General features: G+C 57.6%; 21 protein-coding genes. 8 read left to right on the top strand and 13 right to left on the bottom strand.

Features of this window, described 5'->3' with window-relative positions:
- Positions 1–20: 20 nt before the first annotated feature.
- The 13 genes from HY751_08270 to HY751_08330 all read right to left on the bottom strand — a co-directional run bounded on the left by HY751_08270 (position 21) and on the right by HY751_08330 (position 15324).
- Positions 21–587 (bottom strand): hypothetical protein, encoded by a 567-nt coding sequence (locus HY751_08270; protein ID MBI4666388.1) that lies wholly within the window; start codon positions 585–587, stop codon positions 21–23.
- Positions 584–3007, bottom strand: coding sequence for a homocysteine S-methyltransferase family protein (locus tag HY751_08275; protein MBI4666389.1), 2424 nt, complete (start codon positions 3005–3007; stop codon positions 584–586). Before HY751_08275 ends, HY751_08270 begins: the two co-directional genes overlap by 4 nt.
- A gap of 130 nt (positions 3008–3137) precedes the next feature.
- A complete protein-coding gene (locus HY751_08280) occupies positions 3138–3527 on the bottom strand; it encodes a hypothetical protein (GenBank protein MBI4666390.1) in 390 nt (129 codons plus the stop codon).
- A gap of 145 nt (positions 3528–3672) precedes the next feature.
- Complete coding sequence (locus HY751_08285) at positions 3673–4770, bottom strand: polysaccharide pyruvyl transferase family protein (GenBank protein ID MBI4666391.1); 1098 nt, start codon at positions 4768–4770, stop codon at positions 3673–3675.
- 37 nt (positions 4771–4807) lie between these two features.
- On the bottom strand, positions 4808–5725 hold the full coding sequence (locus HY751_08290) for a DUF115 domain-containing protein (protein MBI4666392.1): 918 nt from the start codon (positions 5723–5725) through the stop codon (positions 4808–4810).
- 6 nt (positions 5726–5731) lie between these two features.
- The gene (locus tag HY751_08295) at positions 5732–7132 is read right to left on the bottom strand and encodes a GGDEF domain-containing protein (protein ID MBI4666393.1); all 1401 of its coding nucleotides are present in this window, start codon (positions 7130–7132) and stop codon (positions 5732–5734) included.
- Between the two features lie 66 nt (positions 7133–7198).
- A complete protein-coding gene (locus tag HY751_08300; GenBank protein MBI4666394.1) occupies positions 7199–8779 on the bottom strand; it encodes a D-aminoacylase in 1581 nt (526 codons plus the stop codon).
- Between the two features lie 2 nt (positions 8780–8781).
- Complete coding sequence (locus HY751_08305) at positions 8782–10935, bottom strand: transglycosylase SLT domain-containing protein (protein MBI4666395.1); 2154 nt, start codon at positions 10933–10935, stop codon at positions 8782–8784.
- On the bottom strand, positions 10889–11866 hold the full coding sequence (miaA, locus tag HY751_08310) for a tRNA (adenosine(37)-N6)-dimethylallyltransferase MiaA (GenBank protein MBI4666396.1): 978 nt from the start codon (positions 11864–11866) through the stop codon (positions 10889–10891). The genes HY751_08305 and miaA overlap by 47 nt, the downstream gene beginning before the upstream one ends.
- Before the next feature lie 15 nt (positions 11867–11881).
- A complete protein-coding gene (locus HY751_08315; protein MBI4666397.1) occupies positions 11882–12589 on the bottom strand; it encodes a methyltransferase in 708 nt (235 codons plus the stop codon).
- 101 nt (positions 12590–12690) lie between these two features.
- On the bottom strand, positions 12691–13185 hold the full coding sequence (locus HY751_08320) for a flagellar protein FlaG (GenBank protein ID MBI4666398.1): 495 nt from the start codon (positions 13183–13185) through the stop codon (positions 12691–12693).
- Positions 13186–13607: 422 nt separating this feature from the next.
- Positions 13608–13853: a hypothetical protein gene (locus HY751_08325; GenBank protein MBI4666399.1), complete on the bottom strand. Its 246-nt coding sequence runs from the start codon at positions 13851–13853 to the stop codon at positions 13608–13610.
- A gap of 328 nt (positions 13854–14181) precedes the next feature.
- Positions 14182–15324, bottom strand: a complete 1143-nt coding sequence (locus HY751_08330; GenBank protein MBI4666400.1) for a DegT/DnrJ/EryC1/StrS aminotransferase family protein — start codon at positions 15322–15324, stop codon at positions 14182–14184.
- A gap of 39 nt (positions 15325–15363) precedes the next feature.
- Between HY751_08330 and HY751_08335 the strand changes: the two genes are divergently transcribed.
- The 8 genes from HY751_08335 to HY751_08370 all read left to right on the top strand — a co-directional run bounded on the left by HY751_08335 (position 15364) and on the right by HY751_08370 (position 23630).
- Positions 15364–16164 carry an alpha/beta hydrolase gene (locus tag HY751_08335; GenBank protein MBI4666401.1) on the top strand — a complete coding sequence of 267 codons (801 nt, stop codon included), beginning with the start codon at positions 15364–15366 and terminating at the stop codon, positions 16162–16164.
- Positions 16165–16170: 6 nt separating this feature from the next.
- Positions 16171–16989, top strand: a complete 819-nt coding sequence (locus HY751_08340) for a methyltransferase domain-containing protein (protein ID MBI4666402.1) — start codon at positions 16171–16173, stop codon at positions 16987–16989.
- Positions 16990–16991: 2 nt separating this feature from the next.
- Positions 16992–19073, top strand: coding sequence for an adenosylmethionine--8-amino-7-oxononanoate transaminase (bioA, locus tag HY751_08345; protein ID MBI4666403.1), 2082 nt, complete (start codon positions 16992–16994; stop codon positions 19071–19073).
- 3 nt (positions 19074–19076) lie between these two features.
- Positions 19077–19523 carry a Holliday junction resolvase RuvX gene (gene ruvX, locus HY751_08350; GenBank protein MBI4666404.1) on the top strand — a complete coding sequence of 149 codons (447 nt, stop codon included), beginning with the start codon at positions 19077–19079 and terminating at the stop codon, positions 19521–19523.
- Positions 19520–20503: an endolytic transglycosylase MltG gene (mltG, locus tag HY751_08355; GenBank protein ID MBI4666405.1), complete on the top strand. Its 984-nt coding sequence runs from the start codon at positions 19520–19522 to the stop codon at positions 20501–20503. Before ruvX ends, mltG begins: the two co-directional genes overlap by 4 nt.
- Before the next feature lie 46 nt (positions 20504–20549).
- Entirely contained in the window at positions 20550–21680 is a 1131-nt protein-coding gene (locus HY751_08360) for a fused response regulator/phosphatase (protein ID MBI4666406.1), read from the top strand.
- Positions 21677–22600 carry a P1 family peptidase gene (locus HY751_08365; protein MBI4666407.1) on the top strand — a complete coding sequence of 308 codons (924 nt, stop codon included), beginning with the start codon at positions 21677–21679 and terminating at the stop codon, positions 22598–22600. The genes HY751_08360 and HY751_08365 overlap by 4 nt, the downstream gene beginning before the upstream one ends.
- 79 nt (positions 22601–22679) lie before the next feature.
- Complete coding sequence (locus HY751_08370; protein MBI4666408.1) at positions 22680–23630, top strand: glycosyltransferase family 2 protein; 951 nt, start codon at positions 22680–22682, stop codon at positions 23628–23630.
- The last annotated feature ends 33 nt before the right edge of the window (positions 23631–23663 follow it).

Genomic DNA, 23663 nt, shown 5'->3' on the forward strand with positions numbered 1-23663 from the left:
CTATTTAAGGCAGGTGGTGGTCAGCGGAGCATTTGCACCGCCGGGGCCACGTGGGTTACCTGGAACCGGAAAGCGTAAGCGCGCCATTCGTCTTTCACTTTAACCGGCAAATCCACCCCCAGGGTTTTCCCTTTATTATCGTAAGCCTCTTCGTCTTTCAGGTTGAAAAGGGGGTAGACGTACCAGGTCCACTCCTCCAGTTTCTCCACGTTCTTCACCGGGGCCATGAAACTTATCATGGTTTTGCCCGGCTCCACGGTGGTGGGGGTTGGGTCTTGCCCCCGGGAGGAGAAAAGGGATTTGTTGTCCGCCAATGAGTGTTTCACCCCGTCCACATTTACGAACACGGCCCTGCCCCAATCGAAAACCAGCGGCTTGTCCGTAAGGTTTCTCACTTCGAAATGGATCTTCTTTTCATCTATCCAGAAGTTTATTTCCATGGCGTCGTCCATGAACGACCTGTCGGACGAGGGTTTTGGGGCAGTCATGGTGTAAACGTTCTGGTAACGGTACGCCGAGATGTCCGCGCAGGAGGCGGTAAACAGCGCCACCGGCGCCGCCATGGCAATCATGATCCAGCGTTTCATCTGACTATCCCCCGGATTTTGTCCATGAGCCCCTCGGTGACCGGCACCACATCCCCTACGTCTTTGCCATAAGCGTCGGCCCCTATCTCTTCGGCAAATGTGTGGGTGACCACCGCGCCTCCCACCATTACCTTATAGGGTAACGAGCTTTTCCTGATTTCGTCCACCACCACTTTCATCTGCATCATGGTGGTGGTCATAAGCGCCGACAGGCCGATGATGTCGGCGTTGTTGGCCCGGGCGGCGTTCATTATATCCTCGGCGGGCACGTTGCGCCCCAGGTCAATCACGTTGAACCCGAAGTTCTGGAGCATGATGACGCAAACGTTCTTGCCGATGTCGTGGATATCCCCCTTCACCGTGGCGAAAACTATTGTGCCTTTGCCCTGCCCCGCGCTCCGCTCTTTCAGGATGGGATCCAGCACCGCCACGCCCCGTTTCATGGTGTCGGCGGCGGCCACCAGGTGGGGGATGAATTTTTTGCGCTGGGCGAACAGATCACCCAAATGGCGGATGGCCGGGGTCATCACGTCCACAAACAGGTCCATGGCGTCGACCCCTTCGGTCAACGCCTGTCTGGTGAGGCCTTCGATGGAGTCCTTATCCCCCTCCACAATCGCTTCATTTATTTTTTGCGCGGTGGTTTTCGGAGCCGCAGGCTCCCCGGCGGCTTTTTGCCTGTCTGGCTCCGCCTTGTCCTGCATCATGTCTATGTAAACCCTGCAACCCGGGTCCCGCCCGCTGAACAGCGAAGCGGCGGCCACGGTTTTCCCCATCTCCTCGTCATAAGGGTTTACGATAGCCGCGTCCATCCCGGCGCCCATGCACATGGCCAGGAATGCGTTGTTTATTGATTTGCGCTGGGGCAGGCCGAACGACACGTTTGAGACCCCCGCCATGGCCGGGCATCCGAAAACCCGGTGGATTTCGCTTATAGTGGTAAGGGTTTGTCGGGCTCCCTCCTGCATGGCGGACACCACCAGGGCCAGACAGTCGAATATAACCCTGTCCTTGGGAATCCCATGGTCTTCCAGATGGCGCAAAATCTTTTCGGCTATCTTCAGCCGGTCCACCGCCCGCTCCGGAATAAAATCCGCCGCCAGCAGGGCCACCACAGACGCGCCGTAGCGTTTTATTATGGGCGTTATCTCCTCCAGCCGCTCCCGCTCACCGTTGATGGAGTTCACCAGCGCCCGGCCCGGATAAACCTTGAGCCCCGCCTCTATGGCCGATGCGTAAGAGCTGTCTATCACCAGAGGCAGGGGCGTTACGTTCTGCACCGCCACCACCGCTTTTTCCATCATGGCCGCCTCGTTGATGAGCGGCACCCCAACGTTCACGTCCAGCGCCATGGCGCCGTTCTCGAACTGTTTGCGCGCGTCGCCCACCACCATGTCCATACGGCCTTCCTTGATGGACTCGGCGAAGGCTTTACGGCCGGTGGGGTTTATCTTCTCGCCGATCTTCACGAAAGGCTGGCCCTCTCCGGCGAAAACGGTCATCATCCGGCTGGAGAACGCCATGCCCTGCCCGCCGCCGTCCCTCGACTTGGGTTTTACGCCTTTGAGCGATTGCGCTATCAGCCTGATATAGTCCGGCGTGGTGCCGCAACAACCGCCCACGATGTTGGCCCCGGCGTCCACGAACGGCTTTGCGAAAGATGCCACTTTTTCCATGGGCATTTCAAACACCGTTTTGCCGCCCCGGTTCACCGGCAGGCCCGCGTTGGGCTGGGCGGCCACGGCGCGCCCGGTGGCGGCGGCCAGAAGCTCCACCACCTCCACCATGGCCTCGGGCCCGGTGGAGCAGTTGACGGCGATTATCTCCACCCCCAGCGCGTCCAGCGTGACTGCGGCGGTGACAGGATCGGTCCCCGTATCCGTCAGCCCGTCGCCGGTAAATGTCATGGAGGCCATCAGCGGAACGCTACCCCGCACGTCGTTGGCGGCGATAACGGCGGCCTTCATCTCCATAAGGTCGAACATGGTCTCGATGACAATAAGGTCCACCCCGGCTTGCACCAGGGCGCTTATCTGCTCCCGGAATATGGCCACCCCTTCATCGAAGGTTATTTCGCCCGCCGGGGCCATGATGCCCCCCACCGGCCCCACATCGCCAGCAATAAAACAATTGGGCGCGGCCCTGCGCGCAATGCCCACCGCCGCGTGGTTTAACTCTTTCACCCGGTTCTGGGCTCCATACTCACCCAGCCTCAACCGCGACGCTCCGAAGGTGTTGGTAAGGATGATGTCCGACCCGGCGTTGGCGTATTCCCTGTGGACCTCGGCGATGGCGCCGGGATTTTCGGTGTTCCAAAGGTCCGGCGCGTATCCGGCCGGCAGGTTCCTGTTCTGGAGCAAGGCCCCCATGGAGCCGTCCAGTATCAGTATCCTCTTTTTAATTTCGTCAATCAGCGCCATGTGTCCTGTAATGGAATCGCCAGCCTTCAGGCTGGCGGGGTTGATTTTCGTGAATGGCTATTATAACCGCTGGAAAACGCCGGGTCATGCGGAATCAGCCCGGCCGACTCGGCAAAGTTTTCTTAAAGGCTCACCTTTTAATCACTACGTCCGCTCCGTCTCCAGACTGCCGCTTCAAGATTAACTGGGCTATCTCGCGGACAAAGGCGCATTCGCACATGGCGTCACAGCGCGCAAGCTGTTTTTCGTCCACGCAATACCGGGGGCAATCAGGGCCGAGGGTTTTGCGTTCGGTATATCTCACGCCTGTGTAAAGGTCGTTGAAGTCATTCACCTCAAAGGCCAAAGTTGAATGACAACCATCCGCCCCATGGGTGATAAAGAACATCCCGTATTCCAGGCGCTCAAAATCGGCCTTGTACCCATTGAGCTTAAGAGAGGTGTCGTTAAGAAAATCGTCCCTCGACTGCCAGACTTGTCCGCATGTCGAACAGACCTTGAACGCTTTTTTAGTGTCCATTACCCGGCTTCCTTATTTTCCCGTCAATGACGCTAGAATTTTTCCGTTAAAAACCCCAACTTCGCTTTCCTGCCCTTGCTTTCAGCGCTGGATAACTTCTTGCCGGATTATATCCGATGAAATGGGTAAAGTGGCAAGACAGGCATTAAGAAACGCCGGAAAAGATTTGTCCCGCCGCGTCCATCAGCCTGGCTCTGTAAATGCGCCTGAATGCCGACAGCCGCTCCACTATCTCCTCCCGCCGGGCTACTGCCCTGGCGGTCAATTCCACCACACGCCCGGCCAAATCCGGGTCTCCGGTGGACAGCGTATAATCCATGGAGTCTGTCGAAGCGGCGAAATCGAAACATTTCGCCCGGTACGCCAGACCCACAAAAGGCGCGCCCGCCGTGGCCGCCAGTACCTGGGCGTGGAGCTTGCGCCCGATAACCGCCACGCTTTTGGACATCAGCCCCGCCACCCTGGAGGCCGGGCCCACCGTTTCATCCACCTCCACCTGGGCGCCTTGCGCCGAAAGCTCTTGCGCCCAGCGTTCATGAAGCTGGTTGTCCCTGGGTATCATCGGGAACAGGAGCAAGGCATATTCTCCCGCCAACCGGCGCAGGGCTTCAAAAAACCTTTCCGCCTGTACCAGTCCATCGCCGCCGCCATACCCTGCGCCCTCGTTGTCTATAACGCCCCAGTTGACCATCAGGACGGGCCTGCCTGCATGGAATATGGGGTGGTCCGCCGAGCGCTCAGGTTCCACAAGAAAACCGGGGTCTCCCGCTATACGCGCCCGGATAAACGATGGGTGAATGAGGGTAAGGATATCTCTTGTAACAGGGCCGCGCACGAAAATGCCCGTGGCGTTATCCACGGCGGTTTTCAACAGCTCCACATTAACCGCCCCGATGGACGCGTCTTCTAGCCTGTCGCCATTGGCGATGCTCATTGCCGTGTTTTCGGAAGCGCCGTCTATACCCGATCCCCAGAAATAAACAGGCTTGCCCTGTTTCCCGGCCTCCACGGCCACGGTTAGGTAGAAATCGTAGGTTAGAAGCGAGCCGCCGCCAACCACCACCGCGTCCGCGCCAGCCACGTTCTCCACTATGAACCGGCGCTGGTCCGTCCCGGCGCGATCGGGAACCAATGGCATGACCTCCACACCGCCACGGTTATTTGCGATAGAGGCGAATTCTTCCAGGCACAGGTCGTCCCCCAGGTTGGAAAACCCGAGGTATGAGGTGTAAAGAATCCGCATTTGCGTTACCCTTCGCGCGCTTTTCCCGTGGAAAAGCTCATTTGCGTTTTTTCTGCAGGGCTTTTTTTACCTGCCATTCGATGTTCTTTTTCTCCCCGGCGAACCGGGCCGCCCATTCCGCCAGCGGAACGATATTACAGTTTTTCGTGACAATACCCCCCTCGGTGCAGTTATAGAACCTGGCGGGGCCTTCGTCACGTTTGAGATTCGTGAACGCCCACTCCATCCACTGTTTGGTCACGTGGAAATTCTTCCTGGTGGGCATGTTCCGTCCGAATATGTCCGAGTCTGTCACCATCTCGCCGGAGTCCTGCCCGGCCACGCCCGCGCTGTTTCCATATATGGTTCCACCGGCGTATGACGGAGTGTTCGCCGGGAAACAAAGGTCTTGCCCAATAAAGGCCACCTGCGGCGCGCCCATGCGAAACGCCAGGTCCAGCCCCACGGACAGCACCGACCCGCCGGGTATGAGGTATCCCGCCGCCGGCTCCATTTGGGCGATCCTTGTGAGGGCGGGAATGTCCGGCGCGAACTTGTTGTAGAACATCACATCGCCTTTCCACTGGCCCAGCGCCTTGGGATGGGCGATGGTTGGCGCCACTAATATGCGGCGCGATGTGTCCACCCCGTGGAAAAAATGGCCGATGTCCTCCTGCGGATCGAGAGTCACGGTAAGGGTGGGTGGAACCCCCTGCATTTCCAGCGCGCGATGTATGGTGTCCACCGCGATGATTATCACCCGGCCATGAAGGGCGTCCAGCCAATGGATGTTCTTGTCCAGCGACGGCCCCGCGCCCACCACCAGCGCCGGAATCCCGGTAAACCGGCCGAACAGCCGGGACACCCCGGGCGACCTGGCTATGACAGGTTTTATATTTTGGTAGTTCCCCATCCACAACCGCTCGAAGTTGTGGATGGTGGCGGTTTTGACTTCGTAGATCCGCTCCAGATCCATCGGCGGTCAGGAATCCTGGAGGGTTACCACCCTGTTGCGCCCCTGCCGCTTGGCCTCGTACAGGCCCTTGTCGGCCTTTTGAATCAGGCTTTCGGGCGAGTCGCCGGGTTTAAATTCCGCCACGCCGAACGACGCGGTAACGCTTATGGTTTTGGCCTGGCCCTCGCTTTTAAGGACAAACTCGTGGGCGTGCAAAGCCTCCCGGATGTTATCCGCCGCTTTCACCCCGGCGTCCAGCGCCGTTTTATAGGCTATAACGGCGAACTCCTCCCCGCCGTAACGCGCCACGGTATCGGCGGCCCGCACGGTTTCCTTGCCAACCGCGGCCACGGTGGCCAGCACCTTATCCCCCACCTGGTGGCCATAGGTGTCGTTGAATTTCTTGAAATGGTCAATATCGAACATGATCAGGCAGAAAGGCTCCTGGTAACGACTATAAGCCCCCGCCGCCTCTTTAAGTTTTTCATCGAAATAAGCGCGGTTGTAAACCTTGGTCAGATGGTCCACAAACCGGGCGCTCCGGGCCATTTCCAGCTCCACCTCCAGCTTGGCTATGCGCTCGGCGGACTCCAAAAGCTTCTTCTCCGAATCCGCCAGCCGTACCCGCGTGGCGGCGTTCTCCTTCTGGATGCTCATGGTCTCGCTGATGATGGCCCGCTGTATCTTCTTTATTTCGTCTATGCTTTCTGCGGCGGCCACCTGGCGGGAATAACTTTCCAGTTTCACGCCGAAGGTCTCGCTGGAGATGGCCAGGGATTTAAGCTGGTTCGTCAGGGCGCTGATGACCTTCTTTAACTCCTCCCGCTCCCGCCCCACTACAACAGACTCGTTGCTCTTGTTGATGAAGAAGTTATAAAGCGAGTGGCTCAGGCTCTCCACATCGGGGGATCTCAAGTCGGCGTATTTCCTGTCCCGGAGCGTGCTTAGGGTTTCGTAGAAAGGCTCCTTCTCGTCCGCCAGCACCAGCACACCCTTGGAGAAACAATCTATCAGCGCCATATATGGCGTCATCAGTTCCCGCGTCATCTCCTCCACGTCGCCCGCCATCGCGGACTGGCCGCCGGTAGCGCCCTGCTCGCCCTTGGAGAAAAGCGAGCCCAGGCTGGAGAGGAACCCGCCGCCTCCGGCTCCCCCAGGCGCGCCTTTGGCTCCCCCTTTTTCCCGGATGAAATAATCCACATGTTTTATCAGGGCGGCGTATTCCTTGTTGATTTGCTGGATCTGGAACAGGTTGTTGGCGCCCTTGATGCGCTGGAGCAGAACGTCCATCGCCTTGTCCAGGGTTTCGTTTTCTTTAACGTGGCCGCGGACCTGGCTGATCAAGGCGCCGGACAGCGTCTTGTAACCCTCTATCACCTGCTGGAGGATTTCGGCTTTTTCGCGGTATCGCTGGAGAAGCTCACTCATGCTTAAATCCCGTTTTCAATATTGGGAGCGCCTGTTCGGCCGGTTAAGGATTATATCACCACGACGTTATGCGGTTATCACCCGGCCCGGGCGCCGCTCGGTGGGCGCTCCGTCCAGCACCGCGAAAACCCCGTTCACCATGACATGGGCGATTCCGGAGGGATAGGCCAGCGGCTGGGAGTAAGTGGAGTTGTCGCCGATGGTTTCCGGGTTGAACGCCACGATGTCGGCGAAATAACCCTCTTTCAATTTGCCCCGGCCCGCGATCCCGAAAAATTCGCAGGCTTGCGCGGAGGTTTTCCGCACAGCCTCGGGAATGCTGACAAGTTTCTTCTCAAACACGTATTCCCGGAAAAACCTGGGGAACGAGCCGAAGGTGCGTGGATGGGGTTTACCCAGGGCCAGCGGCCCGTCCACAGCCCGGGCGCCCGCGTCGGAACCCACCACCACCCATGGCTTGCCAAGGATTCTTGAAAGGTTGTCTTCACTCATGCAGAAATATATGGCCTCCACATCGGTTTTCTCTTCCAAAAGAAGGTCGAACACGAATTCCAGCGGCTCTTTGCCCCTTTTAACGGCGCCTTCGGCCACGGTGAGCCCTTCGATATCCTTGTTTTTCTCCGTCACCACCTGCGACACCATCACCGTTTGCCAATATTCCGGTTCGGGATGGTTGCGCAATATCTCCTCGCGGAAAGAGGCCCGCTCCCGCTTGTCACCCAGCATGGCCACCAGGTTGTCTTTGCCCCCGTCGAAAGCCCTGTCGGGCAGGATAACCTGCAACCCCGTGTTGGACGCCAGGTATGGATAACGGTCCGCCATGATCTGTACCCCTTCCGCCATGGCGCCCTCCAGTATCCCGAAGGCTTTGTCCAGCTTGCGCCAGTTGTCTTTACCGGCGGTTTTCAAATGGCTCACCTGAAGCTTTGCCCCGGAGCCTTTTGCGATGGCCGTAACCTCCTCCAGCGACTCCAGCAGGCGCGGCCCTTCCGACCGGATATGGGACGTGAACACCTTGCCCCGCTCGGCCACTGGCCGGAAAGCTTCGATAAACTCCGCCGTCTCGGCGAAACAGGCTGGCGGATAAACCACCCCCACAGACATCCCCAGCGCGCCGTGATCCAAAGCCTGCGCCACGGTCTTCTGGATCTCTGTCATCCGTTCCGGGCCGGGTTTGCTGGAGTTGAACCCCAACACCGAGCCCCGCACGGTATTGTAACCAATAAGAGCTCCGTAATTCACCGCGGGCCGGGCCCGGTCCAGCGACTCGAAATACTCGTCCATGTTGGCCCAGTCCACCCGGACGCCGAACTGCTCCTCGTAATCCTTCGCCCGGCGGGCCAAAACCTCGCCGCCCATGGGCGCCGCCGAATAACCGCAGTTGCCCCCCACCTCGGTGGTAACCCCCTGCAGGACCTTGGAGCGGGCGCGGGGGTCTATTATCAGGTAATAGTCGGAATGGGAATGGATGTCCACAAAACCGGGGGCCACCACAAGGCCCTCGGCGTTTACCACTACATCCGCGCCCCGGCTGATATCAGGGGCAATGGCTGAGATTTTGTCCCCTTTCACCGCCACGTCCATTTTCTTCAGCTGGGGCGATTCCCCGTCGGCCACCAGGCCGTTTTTGATGATTGCGTCGTACACTTTTATTTCTTTCCCGTATCCGCGGCGGCCAAAGCGCCGGTTCCCGAATAGATACGCCGGTACATCACGGCGTTCCGGGTTACTTTTTTCACGTAATCCCGCGTTTCGGCGTATGGGATGAGTTCAACGAACTCGTCGTCTTCCACGCCGGCGAAACGCGTCATCCAGCGGTTTGCCACGGCGCCCGCGTTATACGCGGCCACAAGATATACAAGTTTACCATCGTATTTGCGCGCCAGTTCCGAAAGATGGGCCACGCCCAGCGTAATATTCACCGCCGGGTCGAAAAGCAATTCCTCGTCGAACCGGTTCTGCCCATCCTTCTCGGGCCCGAACAGCCCCTCATACATCGTCTTTCCGGTGGCGGGCATCAACTGCATGAGTCCCCTAGCCCCAGCCGGGGAAAGGGCTGAAGGGTTGAAGGCCGACTCCTGCCGGATAAGAGCCAGGGCCAGATACTGGTTCATACTATCGCGGGTGGCGGCGCAAAGCTCATCCCAATACCCCGCCGGGTAAAGAAGCCGCCACACCTCCCCGTTCATCCCCTCGCCTGTCTCCGCCTGTATCAATCTGGCCCGGCTGGCCAGCCGCATTGCCTCTCCGGCGTTACCCGCCTTGACGGACATCCAGCCCGCCCAAAGCATCCTTTCCGCGCTGGGTGGAGCGGCGTTTATAAAATAATCCAGTTCCGCTTTCACTCCCGGGCCGTGCCCTACCTCCAGCAGGGCCATTACCCGGTTAATCCTGTCCTCTTCCAGCTTATCCGTAGCCTGTGGGGTGGGGACATCCGGCATGGGCGGCGGCTGGGTTGCGGCCTCTTCCCAGCCCGCCGAAACCGCCGATACTTCGCCAGACAACAGAACCCCGTAATATGAGTTGGGGAATTTCCTTGATGTCTCCCCTCGCCATTGTTCCGCCTGCGGCCCGGCGCCAGCCCTGGCCCAGGCCCTTGCCGCCCAATACGTAAATTTTCCGTCTTGCCGGGTTAAAGGTATTTTTTGATGGGCTTCAATGAAATTTGCCGCGGCGTTTTCAAAACTCCCCCGCCGGTACTCCAGCCAACCCAGCCGCCATAACAGGTCATCATGCTCGTTGTCTGAAGGCGAAAGTTCCAGCGCTTTGCGATAATGGGCGGCGGCGGTTTCCCATTCGGCATTGGCTTCGGCTATCTTGCCCGCCAATATATGCGCCTGCCTTGCGATGGCCGGTTCTTTACCATCTTTCACCAATGTGTCCAGCCGGGCCCGCGCCTCGTCCGCCCGGTCGAAATTCCAGTCAATAACCGACATCTGCCGCAGGGCCATCTCGCCAAGCTGGCCGGACTCCGGATCCTCCGACAACATCGCAAAGGTGTTTTTAGCTTCTTCCCGGTTCCGGGCTTTGTATTGGGCCATGCCCAGCTTGTACATGATGTCCGCCTGGTCGCCCGAAGGGTTCTGGAGCATTAATTTCAGCTCGGCCTCCGCTTCTTTGTACCGGAACGCCGCCATCAGCTTTTGCGCGCGCCGCTCCAACATCTGCCGGTCCGGTTCGGGCGCTGTTTGTTCATGCTCGTAAAGTTTCTGGGCGAGCCTTTCCATGTTTTCCCGGGCGCGCCACGCCGAAGCGGCCGTGGGATAGTCGTAATACACCCTCTGATATCCCGCCGCCGCCTGCGCCAGCGCCCCTTGCGCCTCATGCCGGGCCGATTCGATCATCACCCGTTCCGGGATGAATTGGGGATTAACGTCGCTCTCGCTTATCTTTTCCAGCTCAACGCCGCACGCCTCCGGCGCCGGGTCCGCGCAGGCGGCCCGCAAAGTTTGCTCTTTGAGTTTTTTGATGATTGGCGAATCCGGGAACCGGGCTGTTACGGAATTTAATACTGTTTTTGCGAAGCCGGGTCTGCCATCCAGAAACTCCATTTGGGCCAGATCCAGCGCCGCATAGTCTTCCAGAATATAATCCCGCCCGATTAGCGGTAGCAGTTTTTCCCGCGCCTTCACTCTGTCGCCGGATTTCACATAATGCCTGGCCTCTTTATAAAGAAGCTGGTATTCCCCATGGGTAAGCTTTTGGGGCGCTGAGGGCGCAACCTGGGCGCCTGGCGCGCAAGCCCCCAAAATAATGCTAGCCGACGCTAACGCCGTGGCTATGTAAAAACCTGACCACTTCATCTTTCGTCAATATTGCCTTGGCCACATCTTCGGCCCCCTGATTTTCGCCAACTGATATTTTTACCGCGCCCCGGATACCGTTGAACCAGGTCACCTGCCGTTTGGCGTAGGCGCGGGTTTGCTGTTTTATTATACGTTCCGTCTCGCCGGGTTCTATCAGCCCGGCCAGCTCCTCGCATATCGTGCGGTACCCAAGGGAACGCATGGGCTTGATGTCCATATTATACCCTCTGCCCAATAGCCGCCTAACCTCTTCCCGCCACCCGGTAGCCATCATGGCTTCCACCCGGGTATCTATCCTCAAATTAAGGATGTGCCGGGGAACGTCCAGCGCCACCATCAGTGTGTCCCACTCGGGCCTGTTGGGATTCTCCCTGTAAATGTCCGACAGTTTGCGCCCCACGGTCCAATAAACCCCCAACGCCCGGCGAACCCTGAACCGGTCATTGGGATGGATTTTTTGCATCCATTCAGGATCGGCCTCCGAAGCCAGCCGGAACAACGTGGTAAGCCCATCCGTTGCCTCCACCTCGTCCATCTTCAATTCAGCCTCGTGGCTGGTCTTGGCGCCACAGTGCAACCCTTCCGTCAGCGCTTTCAGATATAGCCCCGTGCCACCCACCACCAGCGGCAGACGTTTTGCGCTCCACAGCTTTGCGGCTATGGCGCCCGCGTCGGTTTTATAACGGGACACGGTGTAATCCTCCTCCGGCTCCACGGCGTCCATCAGGTGATGGGGGACGCGCTGGAGAAGCTCTTTCGGCGGTTTGGCGGAACCGATGTCAAAATGCCTGTACACCTGCACCGAATCGGCTGAAATCACATGGGTATTAAGCCGCTCGGCCAGTATCACGCCGGTCTCGCTTTTACCCGAGGCGGTAGGCCCGGCCAGGATTAAAAGGGGGGGGAGGTTTTCGACTATGGCGGTCATGGGTTCACTTTTCCCTCACGGCCCCACGAACCGGGCCATGATGGCGTTAAACTCTTCCGAGTCTCCACCATCGGTGGATTTTAAGATCATCGGCGGTTCTTCCACTACTGTTCCCGGAGCCGGGGAGAGCCGCGCTTCACTAAGAAACAGGGACGGGGCGCTAAGGGGAAATGAACATACCAGCCGGTACCGCCGTTCGCTAAACCCGTAGGCTTGAATGAGCGCAAGGTATTCGTCCCTTCTCTCGTACAGCATGGTTATGTACAGCGCCCCCTCGTTTTTCAGGATGGCGGAGGAGGCTTTCACCAATCCTTCCAGTGTCATTTTTATCTCGTGCCGGGCCATAGCCTTTCCGGGATCAGGGTTTATCCTGCCCGTGCCGGCTTTTCTGTATGGCGGGTTTGAGATTACCGCATCGAACGCCCTTCCCGGAAAAAGCCTGTCCGCTTGGGTCATGTCCCCAGCTACCGCGTAGAACCTTTTGATTCTGTTGCTCTCGGCGTTTTTCCTGGCTGTGGAAAGAAGTTTGTGGTCCAGTTCCAGCGCCACAATAGAAATATCCGGCTGGCTCAACCCGGCCAGGATGGATAGCGCGCCAACTCCCGCGCCCATGTCAATTACACTACTGCCGCCCTTGATTTGTAAAAAACCCGCCAGAATAAAGGAATCCCGGTTGTACCTGTAACCGGCCTTGTCCTGATCCAGCCTGGTGATCTTGCGCATGGGAGCATTGTAACGGCGGGCGCCGGAAGGAAGCAATCGGCGCAAAACGAAAAAAGCCCGGCTTTTACAGCCGGGCGTATAACCTTCGGCAAGCTACCTGGTCATTTCTTGGAGCCTGACATGATGTTTCCGCCGGAATCGATGTATTTCTGCACCGTGTCCCGGATGTGCCGCTCCTGCTCGGCCGGGATTTCCTTCACCACCTGGGAGTCCTGCCTGTTGACCACTTTTATGACCAGTTCCTTGTTCTCCACCAGGTAATCCATTTTCAGGTTTGGGTTGGACACGGCGTAATTGGCCTGGATGGCCTGGGCCGCCAGATCGTCTCCCGCCTGCTGGTCGTTCCCCTTGGCGCGCTCTTTGGCCTGGGCGGTTTTTTCCTGGGCGGTGCGCTGGGCCTGGGCGGAATGGCTGGCGGAGCCATGGTTTTCCACCACGCTTCCGGCGTCAGTGGATATGGAAACCTTGTAGTCCGCCGAAGAGCCGGAAGACTCCCCCATAACCGGAGCTTCCTGCCTTGGAGCAGGAGCCCGCTTGGGCGCAGACGCTCCCCTTGCAACCGCTGGAGCAGGCGCTGTTACATTCGGGGTTTCCATGATATATGCGCACCCACCTTTCAACCGGGCCAAGGCCTTGTGTTACCGCATGGCCTTTATGGCCCATATCTTGTCATCATCGTATTGCTTACGCTTGTTATATCGCAATACCTTTTATAAACACTATCGCTAATTGTCTTATCGGTAGCCATAACTTAAACTTTAGCCATTTTACGAATTTTTTATGGCGTTTTCAGTTTGCGTAAAATCCTACTTAAAATATCAATCAAATCAATCAAATAGGCAAGATCATCTGTAAAAATATTTTCAGCGGCTTGGGCTTGCGGCCCGGAGAATGGGATTAAACAGGTCGTTTTACGAGGCTACCCGCTATGTCGGGGCAAAAAAATCTTCCGGCGCCGTCAGGAACCTGGCGGCAACCGGAAGTGTAGTACGTTGGTCGAAGTAGCTGAAAAGAAAAGTTATTTCTTGGTCTCTTCTTTCTTGGGCTCTTCTTTCTTCTTGGAATCTTTCTTCTTCTCCTCTTTCTTCGGAGCTTCGGCGGCCGGAGCGGCAGCAGGAGCAGCGGCAGGAGCGGCGGCGGCCGGAGCGGCAGCAGGAGCGGCCGGAGCGGCGGCTTTCTTCTCTTCAGCGGAAGCGAAAGAGCTACCAGCCACGGTGAACATAAAACCAGCAACCATCAACGCAACAACAGTCCGAATAGTCATCTTGACCCCCAAAAAGGTGTTAAGGAAAAACATGGAATAGAAGATTAGCAAAATTGCAGGAAAAATCCAGCTTTTTTATTTTTCGGTGGTGTCTCAGTTTGAATCTCAAATAACAGACAGATCCTTCACTTCGCTTGCGCTTCGCTCAGGATGACAATGTGATCAACGGCTTTTATATTGTCATCCTGAGCGTAAGTGAAGAATCTCCCCTGTACTTTCAAACTGAGACACTACCTATTTTTCGCGGTAAAAGGCGCCATTTTTTTTCCGGGGAAGGTTTATACCAACTCCGGTCCGGAAAGGGTAAGCAATGTTTTACTTCGGAGTATCACCTGCCGTTCAGCGCTTCCTTAAGCGAGACTGATACATATTCAATCTCCGCGGGTTTTAACGTGGGGTAGAAGGGAAGCGTGATGGTTTTGCGCCCGATGGCCTCGGCCACGGGGAACATGCCCTTGTGGAACCCGAAGTTCTTTTGATAAAAGCCCATCAGGTGGATGGGCTTGAAATGGACCGACACGCCGATGCCACGGGCGGCCAAGCCAGCCAACGCCACGTCCCGTTTTCTTTCTGGAACCCACACCGTGAAAAGGTGCATTGCGGACCGGGATCCGGGCGATATGGTCGGAAACCCCACTCCCTGAGCCCCTTCCAGCTTCTTTAAATATGTTTTCCAGAGCCGCGCCCGTTTTTGAAGGTTGTCCTCCACCCTGTCCAGCTGGTTCAGCAGAAGTGCCGCCTGGATGTTGGACATGTTGTATTTCCAGCCATACTCTTTCATGTCGTACTGGCTGAAGGTGACACCGTACCTTTTAGCCGCGTCTTTGGTCATCCCATGGGCTCGGGTGCGCAATAGTATGTCCCGGACCTTTTTGGACTTCACCACCAAGGCTCCCCCCTCGCCGCAAGTTACGTTTTTCGTGGCGTAGAATGAAAACGCCGCCGCGTCCGCCAGCTGGCCCGGGCCGTACCCGTCCCGTTTTCCTTCCAGGGCGTGGGCCGCGTCTTCCACTATCTTCAGTTTCCGTCCTTTTGCTATGGAGGCGATGGCGCGCATGTCGCAAAGCTGGCCGTATAAATGGACCGGGATGATGGCCCGGGTGCGTTTTGTGATGGCTTTTTCAATTTGCGCGGGGTCTATGTTACCGGTATCCGGCTCCACGTCGGCGAACACCGGTTTGGCCCCGGCGTGCAATATGGCGTTGGCCGTGGCGATGAACGACATGGGGGTGGTTATAACCTCATCCCCCCTGCCCACGCCCAAAGCCTCCAGGGCCAGGTGGAGGGCCGCCGTGGCGCTGGTGACCCCCACGGCGTACGGGGCGCCCATGTGCCGCGCCAGTTTTTCCTCGAAAACCGCCACTTCGGAGCCGGTGGATATGAAAAGCCCCCTAAGGGTTTTATCCAGCGCCCGCCGGTCCACCGGTGTTATGTTGTGACGGCAGAACTCCACTTTCATATAATCGCTCATTAAATACTTTATCGAATCATAACAGGGTTTTCTTTAAACATGGTTTGGACAAAAGGGGATGGCCCCGGCAAACGCCATAATATATTAATGCTCCATGGATGGGGAGGCACAAACCTGTCTTTGGCTCCCCTCAAGGAGGCGCTGGGGCCTGCATTCAATGCAATAACGCCGGACTTCCCCGGGTATGGGGAGAACCATTCCGGCCCGGGCCCATATACATTCGAAAGGTATCGCGCTTTCATCCGCGAAACTGTTTTGAAAGAGGGGCCGGATAGTTTCCATCTCTTGGGCTGGTCCATGGGAGGCGCCGTGGCGGCCTCGTATTGTCTTGAAGGTATCACGCCTCAACCCAGGTCGTTAATCCTTCTGGACGCTACACCCCGGTTCGTGTGCCCGGAGAAAAACCTGGGGATAGGGCAACATCCGGCGGCGGTGATGAAACTGGAAAGGATGATACGGGAGAATCCGGAAACCGGCCTTGAGGATTTCATAAGCCGTATTTTCAAAGCCGGGGAAGAGATACCCGAAGAGAATAGGACGATGATAGAGCGGCATTTGAAAGGTGTGCCTTTCCCGCCGGGTAAACAGGCGCTAGTGGAAAGTTTGAAAGAGCTGGCGCGCGCCGATCTTCTTGCATATGAAAAGCGGCTGGGCTTGCCCGTGTTGATAATATATGGCGCCATTGATAAAATTACCCCTAGTGGCGGGCAGAGGCTGTGGACCTGCCTGTTTGAAAACATCACGGAAGCCCCGGTATCTTCCGCCGGGCATGCCCCGCACCTCACCAGGACGGGCGAAGTGGCCGGGCTGGTGACCGATTTTCTTGATTCGTTGGAGTGACTGTCCTTGCGATCTTCCATTGAAAAATCCAAAGTCCGCCGCGGGTTCGACTTCGGCGCGGCTTATTACGACCAGACCGCGAGGTTCCAGGACGAAATGGCGGCGGACCTGGCCCGCCGGTTTCTGGCGAAATCCGGCGATATGTCCACCGTGCTTGATTTGGGATGCGGCGCGGGCGGGGTTTTGGCCAGGCTGGCGTTGTCTTGCCGGGGACTGGTTTGCGCCGGGGCGGATATTTCTTCGGGCATGCTGAAAAAAGCGCATGGCAAGATAAAGGGCACGGAAGGATTCGCCGCGATCCAGGCGGACGCGGAAAGCCTGCCTTTCAAAAGTGGCTCCATGGACGCGGTGGTTTCAAACCTGATGTTCCAATGGCTCCCGGATCCGGCCAGGGGTTTTAAACAGGTTGCCGGAGTATTGCGCCAAGGGGGGCTACTAATGATGAACACCTTGGGGCCGGAAACTTTCATGGAGATCCGGGAATCCCTTTCGGCGGCCATGGGTTCCGCCAGGATCCCATCCAGCGATGGCATGTTCCACCCATTCCCGCCTGTGGAGGAATTGCGGCAAAATGCGGAATCCGCCGGGTTTGGTGATATGGAGATCGGTTCCCGTCAATCCCGCAGATATTACCAGGACATCCATACTCTGCTCCGGTCGTTAAAAAAACAGGGGGTGCAAAACAGCGCAGGGCTTTCCTCCATGGGTTTGGGGCGGCGAAGGATAATGACCCTTTTCGCCGAGGAATACACCCGCCGGTTCGGATCGGCGCAGGGGGTTAGAGTGACATACGAGGTAATCCACCTGGCCGCCCGGAAAGCATGAGCATGAAAAACGAAAACCCACCATTTCACCCACCGGCCGTTTTCGTGACCGGGGTGGACACCGGCGTGGGAAAAACCGTGGTGGCCGGGGGGCTTGCGGCGGCGCTGAAATCGCAAGGATTAAATGTGGGGGTTCTAAAACCCGTGGAAACCGGGGTTACCCAACCGGATACCGGAGACGCCGTTTGTCTCGCCAAAATGGCAGGGCTGGATGGGTTTGTGGAGGATGTGGCCCCCTATAGATTGAAAACCCCTGTTTCTCCATATCATGCCGGGCTGGAAGAAGGGGTAGCCATCAATCTTGATGTCATCGAACAGGCTTACCTGAAAATGGCCGGGGGACGGGACTTTGTGGTGGTGGAAGGGGCGGGGGGGATATTAACGCCCCTCACACGGGAAGACACGGTAGCGTCTATCGCCGTGAAGCTGAACCTGCCGGTGATTATCGTCACCCATTCAAAACTCGGGTATCTCAACCACACTCTGCTCACCATCCGCGCCGTGGAAGACATGGGGCTGGACATTGTGGGGATAATCTTTTGCGATGGCGAAAAAGGCGCCGCCGTAAAGCCGGACATCCGCCTTATAGAGGAACTGACCGGCGCGCCGGTATTAGGCCATCTGCCATTTGTGGAGCGTGTGGATGACCCGCAAAGCATGGCCAAGGCTTTCATCGAAAACGTGGATCTGGATTTGATAACATCCGCCGCCCGGTTGAAAGCCGACTGGCCCGGACGCCAGAAGACGCTGGAACAGATGGATAAAGGGCATGTGTGGCACCCGTTCACCCAAATGAAGGATTGGCTGGGCAAGCCGGTGACATTTATAGAGTCGGGCCATGGCCTGGCCGTGCGGGACATTTCAGGCCGGGAATATCTGGACGGGTTCGCCAGCTACTGGTGCAACGTCCACGGCCACGGGGAGAAGAACATCAACCGCGCCATCCGCCGTCAGTTGGGCAAGATAGCCCATTCCACGTTCCTGGGTTTCTCCAGCGCCCCTGCGGTGGAGCTGGCCGGGCGGCTGGTGGAACTGGCCCCCGCCGGGCTGGAAAAGGTTTTTTATTCCGACGACGGCTCCACTGCGGTGGAGGTGGCTGTAAAAATGAGCTACCAGTATTGGAAACAGAAAGAGCCCGATTCGCAGAGAAACCGGTTCCTGGCGTTGTCCTCCGCATATCATGGAGACACCGTGGGCGCCATGGCCGTGGGAGGGATAGACCTGTATCACGCCGCATACCGCGAGCTTCTGCCGGAGGTGGATTTTATCCCCGCTCCTTACTGTTACCGGTGCCCTTACGGTCTTTCAAAGCCCCTTTGCGAGATGTTCTGCGCCGCCCAGCTGGAGAAAAAACTGGATGAAAATCCCGGCAGGTACGCCGCGTTTATCATAGAACCCGTGGTGCAATGCCCCGCCGGGATAATCACCTCGCCGGAAGGGTTTTTATCGCGTGTGGCGGGCGCCTGTAAAAAACACTCTACGCTGTTAATAGCCGACGAGGTGGCTACGGGATTCGGGCGGACGGGCAAAATGTTCGCCTGCGAGCATGAGAGCGTCTTGCCGGACATCATGACCCTCAGCAAGTCCATAACCTCCGGCGTCATGCCTTTCGCCGCCACGCTTGCCACGAGGGAAGTGTTCGATGCGTTTCTTGGGGATTACGCCGGGAAGAAAACGTTTTTCCACGGCCACACATACACCGGCAACCAGCTGGGCGCCGCCACGGCGCTTGCGAACCTGCGATTGATGGAGGAACGCGGCATGGTGGAGATGGTCCGGCAAAGGGGTGAGCTATTAGGCGCATTGCTGGAAAAGTTTTATAATCTGCCCGCTGTTGGAGACATACGGCGCATAGGGCTGATAAGCGGCGTGGAGCTGGTGAAGGATAGAGCCACCGCCGAACCTTTCCCGTGGGAGGAAAGGGTTGGCGTTAAAATTTGCGAGGATGTTTTGAGGCGAGGGGTGATATTGCGCCCGCTGGGGAACGTTATCCCGGTTTTCCCGGCGATGGCGGTGTCAGAAAACGAACTTAAAAAAATCACCGGCGCGCTATACGATTCTATAGCCGCCGTTACTGGAGCATGATAAATGGGCAGGATACTGGCCCTTGACCTGGGCGAAAGGCGCACCGGCGCGGCGGTGAGCGACGAGCTGGGGTACACCGCCCAGCCTGCCGGTATGTGGGAGCGGGTGGGTTACAAGGACGATCTGGCCGGTGTTAAAAAACTGATGGCGGAATACCAGATAGAACGCATAGTGGTGGGGCATCCTCTGAACATGGATGGAACCCGTGGAGAACGGGCCATGGCCTGTGAAAGGATCGCCGAAAAGCTTAAAAAAGATTTGGGGATAGAAGTTTCCCTGTGGGACGAGCGGATGACCACCATGGGCGCCGAACGGATGATGATAGACGCCGGGGTGCGCCGGGATAAAAGAAAAAAGGTGATAGACCAGATGGCCGCGCAACTTATCCTCTCCGGCTGGCTTACCGCCCGGCCAGACAAAAAACCGGGAAAGGATGTTTCCGGAGAATGAACAAGGCCGGGTTTTTCGGGCTAATAGCCCTCGCCATCTTCGCGGTGATTTTTTATGAGGAGGGGGTTTCCACCCCGAACGCCGGCGAAGGTGAGGCGGTGGTGGAGATTCGCAAAGGTGAGTCGGTGAAAACCATAGCCACCGCCCTGGAAAAGGCCGGGGTCATTTCCAGCCCGGCGCTATTCCGGCTGGAATCGCGGCTTGCGGGGACATCGGGTAAACTGCGGGCGGGTGAATACCTTTTGAGGCGAGACCAGTCCATACGGCAGACCATTCTGGCGCTGGTGGAAGGGAAAAGCATGCTACGCAAGATAACCATCCCCGAAGGGCTCAGCGTCCGGCAGATAGCCCAGCTGTTGGAAAAAGAGGGGGTGGCTTCCGCCAAGGATTTCGAACAGGCGGCCATGAACCCGGAGTTGCTGAAAAAGCATAACGTGCCCGCGGTATCGGCCGAAGGGTACCTTTTCCCGGACACGTACCATTTTGTGAAAAACACTTCCGCCGGTATGGTGGCCGGAGTAATGGTGGAAACGTTCTTCGAGAAGATACCCACAGCCTTGCCAGAAACAGTATGGAAAGACCCGGAGAAGCTTCACAAGACGCTGACCTTGGCTTCCATCATAGAAAAGGAGACCGGCGCGGACGCCGAAAGAAGCATGGTGGCGGCGGTTTTCATGAACCGGCTGGAAATGGGGATGCCCTTGCAGTCCGACCCCACGGTGATATACGCAATCCCGGATTTCGACGGGGACATCAGGAAGAAAGACCTGCGGCATGACTCGCCATACAACACATATACCCGCCGTGGTTTGCCGCCGGGGCCCATTGCAAATCCCGGCCTGGCCAGTTTACAGGCCGTTTTAAATCCGGCGCCGGGGGGGTATCTTTATTTTGTTTCTAAAAATGACGGGACCCATAAGTTCTCCGAAACGCTCGATGAGCATAATTCGGCGGTGCGCAAATACCAGTTGGCTAAGTAGAACCCCGGTGTAAAATAGTTTACTGTCATCATTTTCATAATCCCCTATGGCGAATATCCTTGTAGTTGACGACATCGAAGACAACGTTTTCCTCCTGCGGCTTATTTTGGAAAAACTGGGCCACAGCGTCATCCCCGCGTATAACGGGCTGGAAGCCCTTGGCGTGGCCATGAAGGGAGGGGTGGACCTGGTCCTGCTGGACGTGATGATGCCGGTGATGAACGGGCTGGAAGCCGCCGCGCGCTTGAAAGGCTCCGAGGTTACAAGGCACATCCCCATAATCCTGCTCACGGCGAAGAAGAACGACGTTAAGGACATCGTGGAAGGGCTGGCCGCCGGGGCCAACGAGTACATCACCAAACCCTTCCATGAAACGGAGCTGGTGGCCCGGGTAAATTCCATGCTCCAGATGAAAGCGTTGTATGATGAAGTATCATCCGCCCGAACCCTCATGATGGAGGAACTGCGTATGGCCCAGGCGGTCCAACAGTCTTTATTGCCCTCGAAATTCCCCTGCTCAGACAGGGTGAAATACGCCGCCAAATATGAGGCCACTTCGTCGCTGGGTGGGGATTTCTACGATTTTATCGATTACGGCTCGGGCCGCGTGGGGCTTGTGTTGGCGGACGTGTCGGGCCATGGGCCGTCGGCGGCGCTGATCGTGTCTATGATAAAGGCCATCCTCGGCGCCGTGGAAGACAAAGACGGCTCGCCGAAAGCTGTGCTGGAGAAGCTGAACGAAACCCTTCTTAAAATGATTCCCGAGGAGCGGTTTGTGACCATCTTCTACGGGATTCTGGACTCCAGGTCCGGAAGGCTGGTTTATTCCCGCGGGGGGCATCCGCACCCGATGGTGCTAAGAAAAAAGGATAAGGCGGTGGTTCCGCTGGACGCTCCCGGAGACATAGTGGGCATGTTCGAGACGATATACATGGACGAGGTTGAAATAACCCTGGAGAAGGGGGACAGGCTGTTAGCCTATTCCGATGGGCTGGTGGAGGCCATGAACGCCGGAGGAGACCAGTACGGGGTGGCCAACCTGGTAAATCACATAAAATCCAGCTGGAGCATGGATGGCGATGCGCTGGTGAACGGCATCTTCGATGGCGTGCGGGAATTCCTGGCCGGGGAACCCATCACCGATGACGCGGCGCTTTTCGTAGTGGAGATGATGTGACGCCCCGCCCGGGTCCCGGCGCCGCTTCGCGCATCACCGGCGTGCCGGGGGTGCATGTGGGCCACTGGGGTTCCGCCCAGTTCCATACCGGATGCACGGTGGTGATATTCGACAAACAGTCCACCGCCTCTTGCCATGTGGCTGGCGGGGCGCCTGGCTCGCAGGAAACAGACCTGTTAGACCCTTCTTGCCTTGTGGGCGGGGTGGACGCCATTCTGCTCACCGGAGGTTCGGCCTTCGGGCTGGCCGCCGCTGATGGGGTGCGGCGTTATCTGCTGGAGCGCGGCCGTGGGTTTGACGCGGTGGGATACAAAGTGCCCATTGTGCCCGCCGCGGTGATTTTTGATCTGGCCGTAAGCGGCGGCGTTAAAAAACCCGGACCGGAGGAAGGGTATCTTGCGTGCGTGGATTCCGAGCGCTTTTCGGACCAGGAAGGGCGCGTGGGCGTTGGGGCTGGCGCCAGCGTGGGAAAATACATGGGGCAGGACAAAAGAAGTCCCGGCGGGCTGGCGTCCTGTTCGGTTCCATTGCCCGGCGGGGCCATGATCGGGGCGCTGATGGTGGCTAACTGTTACGGGGCCGTAATTAATCCGGCTGATGGCCAGCCGGTGTCCGGCCCCATAGGGGCCGATGGAAAGCATATCCCGTATCTTGAATGTGAACCCGCCCCAGTCACTTTCGGCTCCACCGCCATAGGCGTTGTGGCCACCGATTGCAAACTGTCCAAGGCGGACGCCAAGAGGGTGGCCATCATGGCCCACGACGGGCTGGCCCGGGCCGTCTCGCCATCCCATACCCCTTATGACGGCGACCTGATTTTCGTCGTCTCCACCGGGGATAAGGAGGGGGACATCACCCGGCTTGGCGCCTGGGCGGCGCGGCTTGTGGAAGAGTGCATCGTGGCCGCCGCCCTGGGATGAAGCGGCGCCCGCCTTGCCTTGCGCCTTCGCTATGAAGTAAGATTGACCGCCAATTGCCCGTAACTAACGATAGAGGCCAATGACCGATAGCCCCAGGATTTCCCTCGTGGTTCCCATATACAACGAGGAGGACAATATAGAGCCTTTCATGGCGGAAGTTGTCTCCGTTCTCGAACGCCTTGAAGGCGGATTCGAGATTGTGGCCGTGGACGACGGCTCCAAAGACGGCACCTACGAAAAGCTCGTGGCGCTTCATAAGAAAGACAGGCGCATCCGGGTGATAAAGTTCCGGGGCAATTTCGGGCAGACCGCCGCTTTCGCCGCCGGGTTCGACCATGCCCGGGGTGAAATAATCATCACCATAGACGCCGACCTGCAGAACGACCCGAAAGACATCCCCGCCATGGTGGCCAAACTGGAGGAGGGGTTCGACATTGTGGCGGGGTGGCGCAAGGACAGGAAAGACAAGTTTGTAAGCCGCCGTCTTCCTTCGATAATCGCCAACCGCATAATCTCCAGCACCACAAACGTGCATCTGCACGATTACGGGTGTTCCCTGAAAGTTTTCCGCCGCGAGGTGATAAAGAACATAAAACTTTACGGCGAAATGCACCGGTTCATCCCGGCCATAGCCTCGTGGATGGGGGTGAGCGTGGCGGAAATGCCGGTGAACCACCGCCCCCGGGTGGCGGGCAAGTCCAAATACGGCATCGGCAGGACCATCAGGGTTTTGCTGGACCTTTTAACGGTGAAGTTCCTGCTGAGTTACTCCACCAGGCCAATCCAGATTTTCGGCCTTATCGGAATGATTTCCGGCCTGATGGGTTTTCTTATAGCCCTGTGGGTGACGTACCAGCGGCTTTTTATGGACATCCCGCTTTCCAACCGGCCCATCCTGCAACTGGCCATCCTGCTGATCTTCATCGGGGTCCAGTTCGTTTCCATGGGGCTGTTGGCGGAACTGCAGTCGCGCACCTATCACGAGTCACAAGGGAAAGCCATCTATGTCATCAAGGAAACGCTGGGCTAGCCGCCTGCGGCTGATGGTCTGGCGATGCTCCTT

It is taken from the genome of Nitrospinota bacterium (genome assembly GCA_016208975.1).
Lineage (GTDB): Bacteria > Nitrospinota_A > UBA7883 > UBA7883 > JACRLM01 > JACQXA01.

Bases quoted from the DNA above. Each gene is read 5' to 3' on its own strand.
- HY751_08360 (MBI4666406.1), top strand. From the start codon at position 20,550: ATGGCGAATATCCTTGTAGTTGACGACATCGAAGACAACGTTTTCCTC.
- HY751_08315 (MBI4666397.1), bottom strand. From the start codon at position 12,589: ATGCGCAAGATCACCAGGCTGGATCAGGACAAGGCCGGTTACAGGTAC.
- HY751_08330 (MBI4666400.1), bottom strand. From the start codon at position 15,324: ATGAGCGATTATATGAAAGTGGAGTTCTGCCGTCACAACATAACACCG.
- bioA (MBI4666403.1), top strand. From the start codon at position 16,992: ATGAAAAACGAAAACCCACCATTTCACCCACCGGCCGTTTTCGTGACC.
- mltG (MBI4666405.1), top strand. From the start codon at position 19,520: ATGAACAAGGCCGGGTTTTTCGGGCTAATAGCCCTCGCCATCTTCGCG.
- HY751_08295 (MBI4666393.1), bottom strand. From the start codon at position 7,132: ATGAGTGAGCTTCTCCAGCGATACCGCGAAAAAGCCGAAATCCTCCAG.
- HY751_08285 (MBI4666391.1), bottom strand. From the start codon at position 4,770: ATGCGGATTCTTTACACCTCATACCTCGGGTTTTCCAACCTGGGGGAC.
- HY751_08335 (MBI4666401.1), top strand. From the start codon at position 15,364: ATGGTTTGGACAAAAGGGGATGGCCCCGGCAAACGCCATAATATATTA.
- HY751_08325 (MBI4666399.1), bottom strand. From the start codon at position 13,853: ATGACTATTCGGACTGTTGTTGCGTTGATGGTTGCTGGTTTTATGTTC.
- HY751_08370 (MBI4666408.1), top strand. From the start codon at position 22,680: ATGACCGATAGCCCCAGGATTTCCCTCGTGGTTCCCATATACAACGAG.
- HY751_08290 (MBI4666392.1), bottom strand. From the start codon at position 5,725: ATGGATCTGGAGCGGATCTACGAAGTCAAAACCGCCACCATCCACAAC.
- miaA (MBI4666396.1), bottom strand. From the start codon at position 11,866: ATGACCGCCATAGTCGAAAACCTCCCCCCCCTTTTAATCCTGGCCGGG.
- HY751_08275 (MBI4666389.1), bottom strand. From the start codon at position 3,007: ATGGCGCTGATTGACGAAATTAAAAAGAGGATACTGATACTGGACGGC.
- HY751_08280 (MBI4666390.1), bottom strand. From the start codon at position 3,527: ATGGACACTAAAAAAGCGTTCAAGGTCTGTTCGACATGCGGACAAGTC.
- HY751_08305 (MBI4666395.1), bottom strand. From the start codon at position 10,935: ATGAAGTGGTCAGGTTTTTACATAGCCACGGCGTTAGCGTCGGCTAGC.
- ruvX (MBI4666404.1), top strand. From the start codon at position 19,077: ATGGGCAGGATACTGGCCCTTGACCTGGGCGAAAGGCGCACCGGCGCG.
- HY751_08270 (MBI4666388.1), bottom strand. From the start codon at position 587: ATGAAACGCTGGATCATGATTGCCATGGCGGCGCCGGTGGCGCTGTTT.
- HY751_08320 (MBI4666398.1), bottom strand. From the start codon at position 13,185: ATGGAAACCCCGAATGTAACAGCGCCTGCTCCAGCGGTTGCAAGGGGA.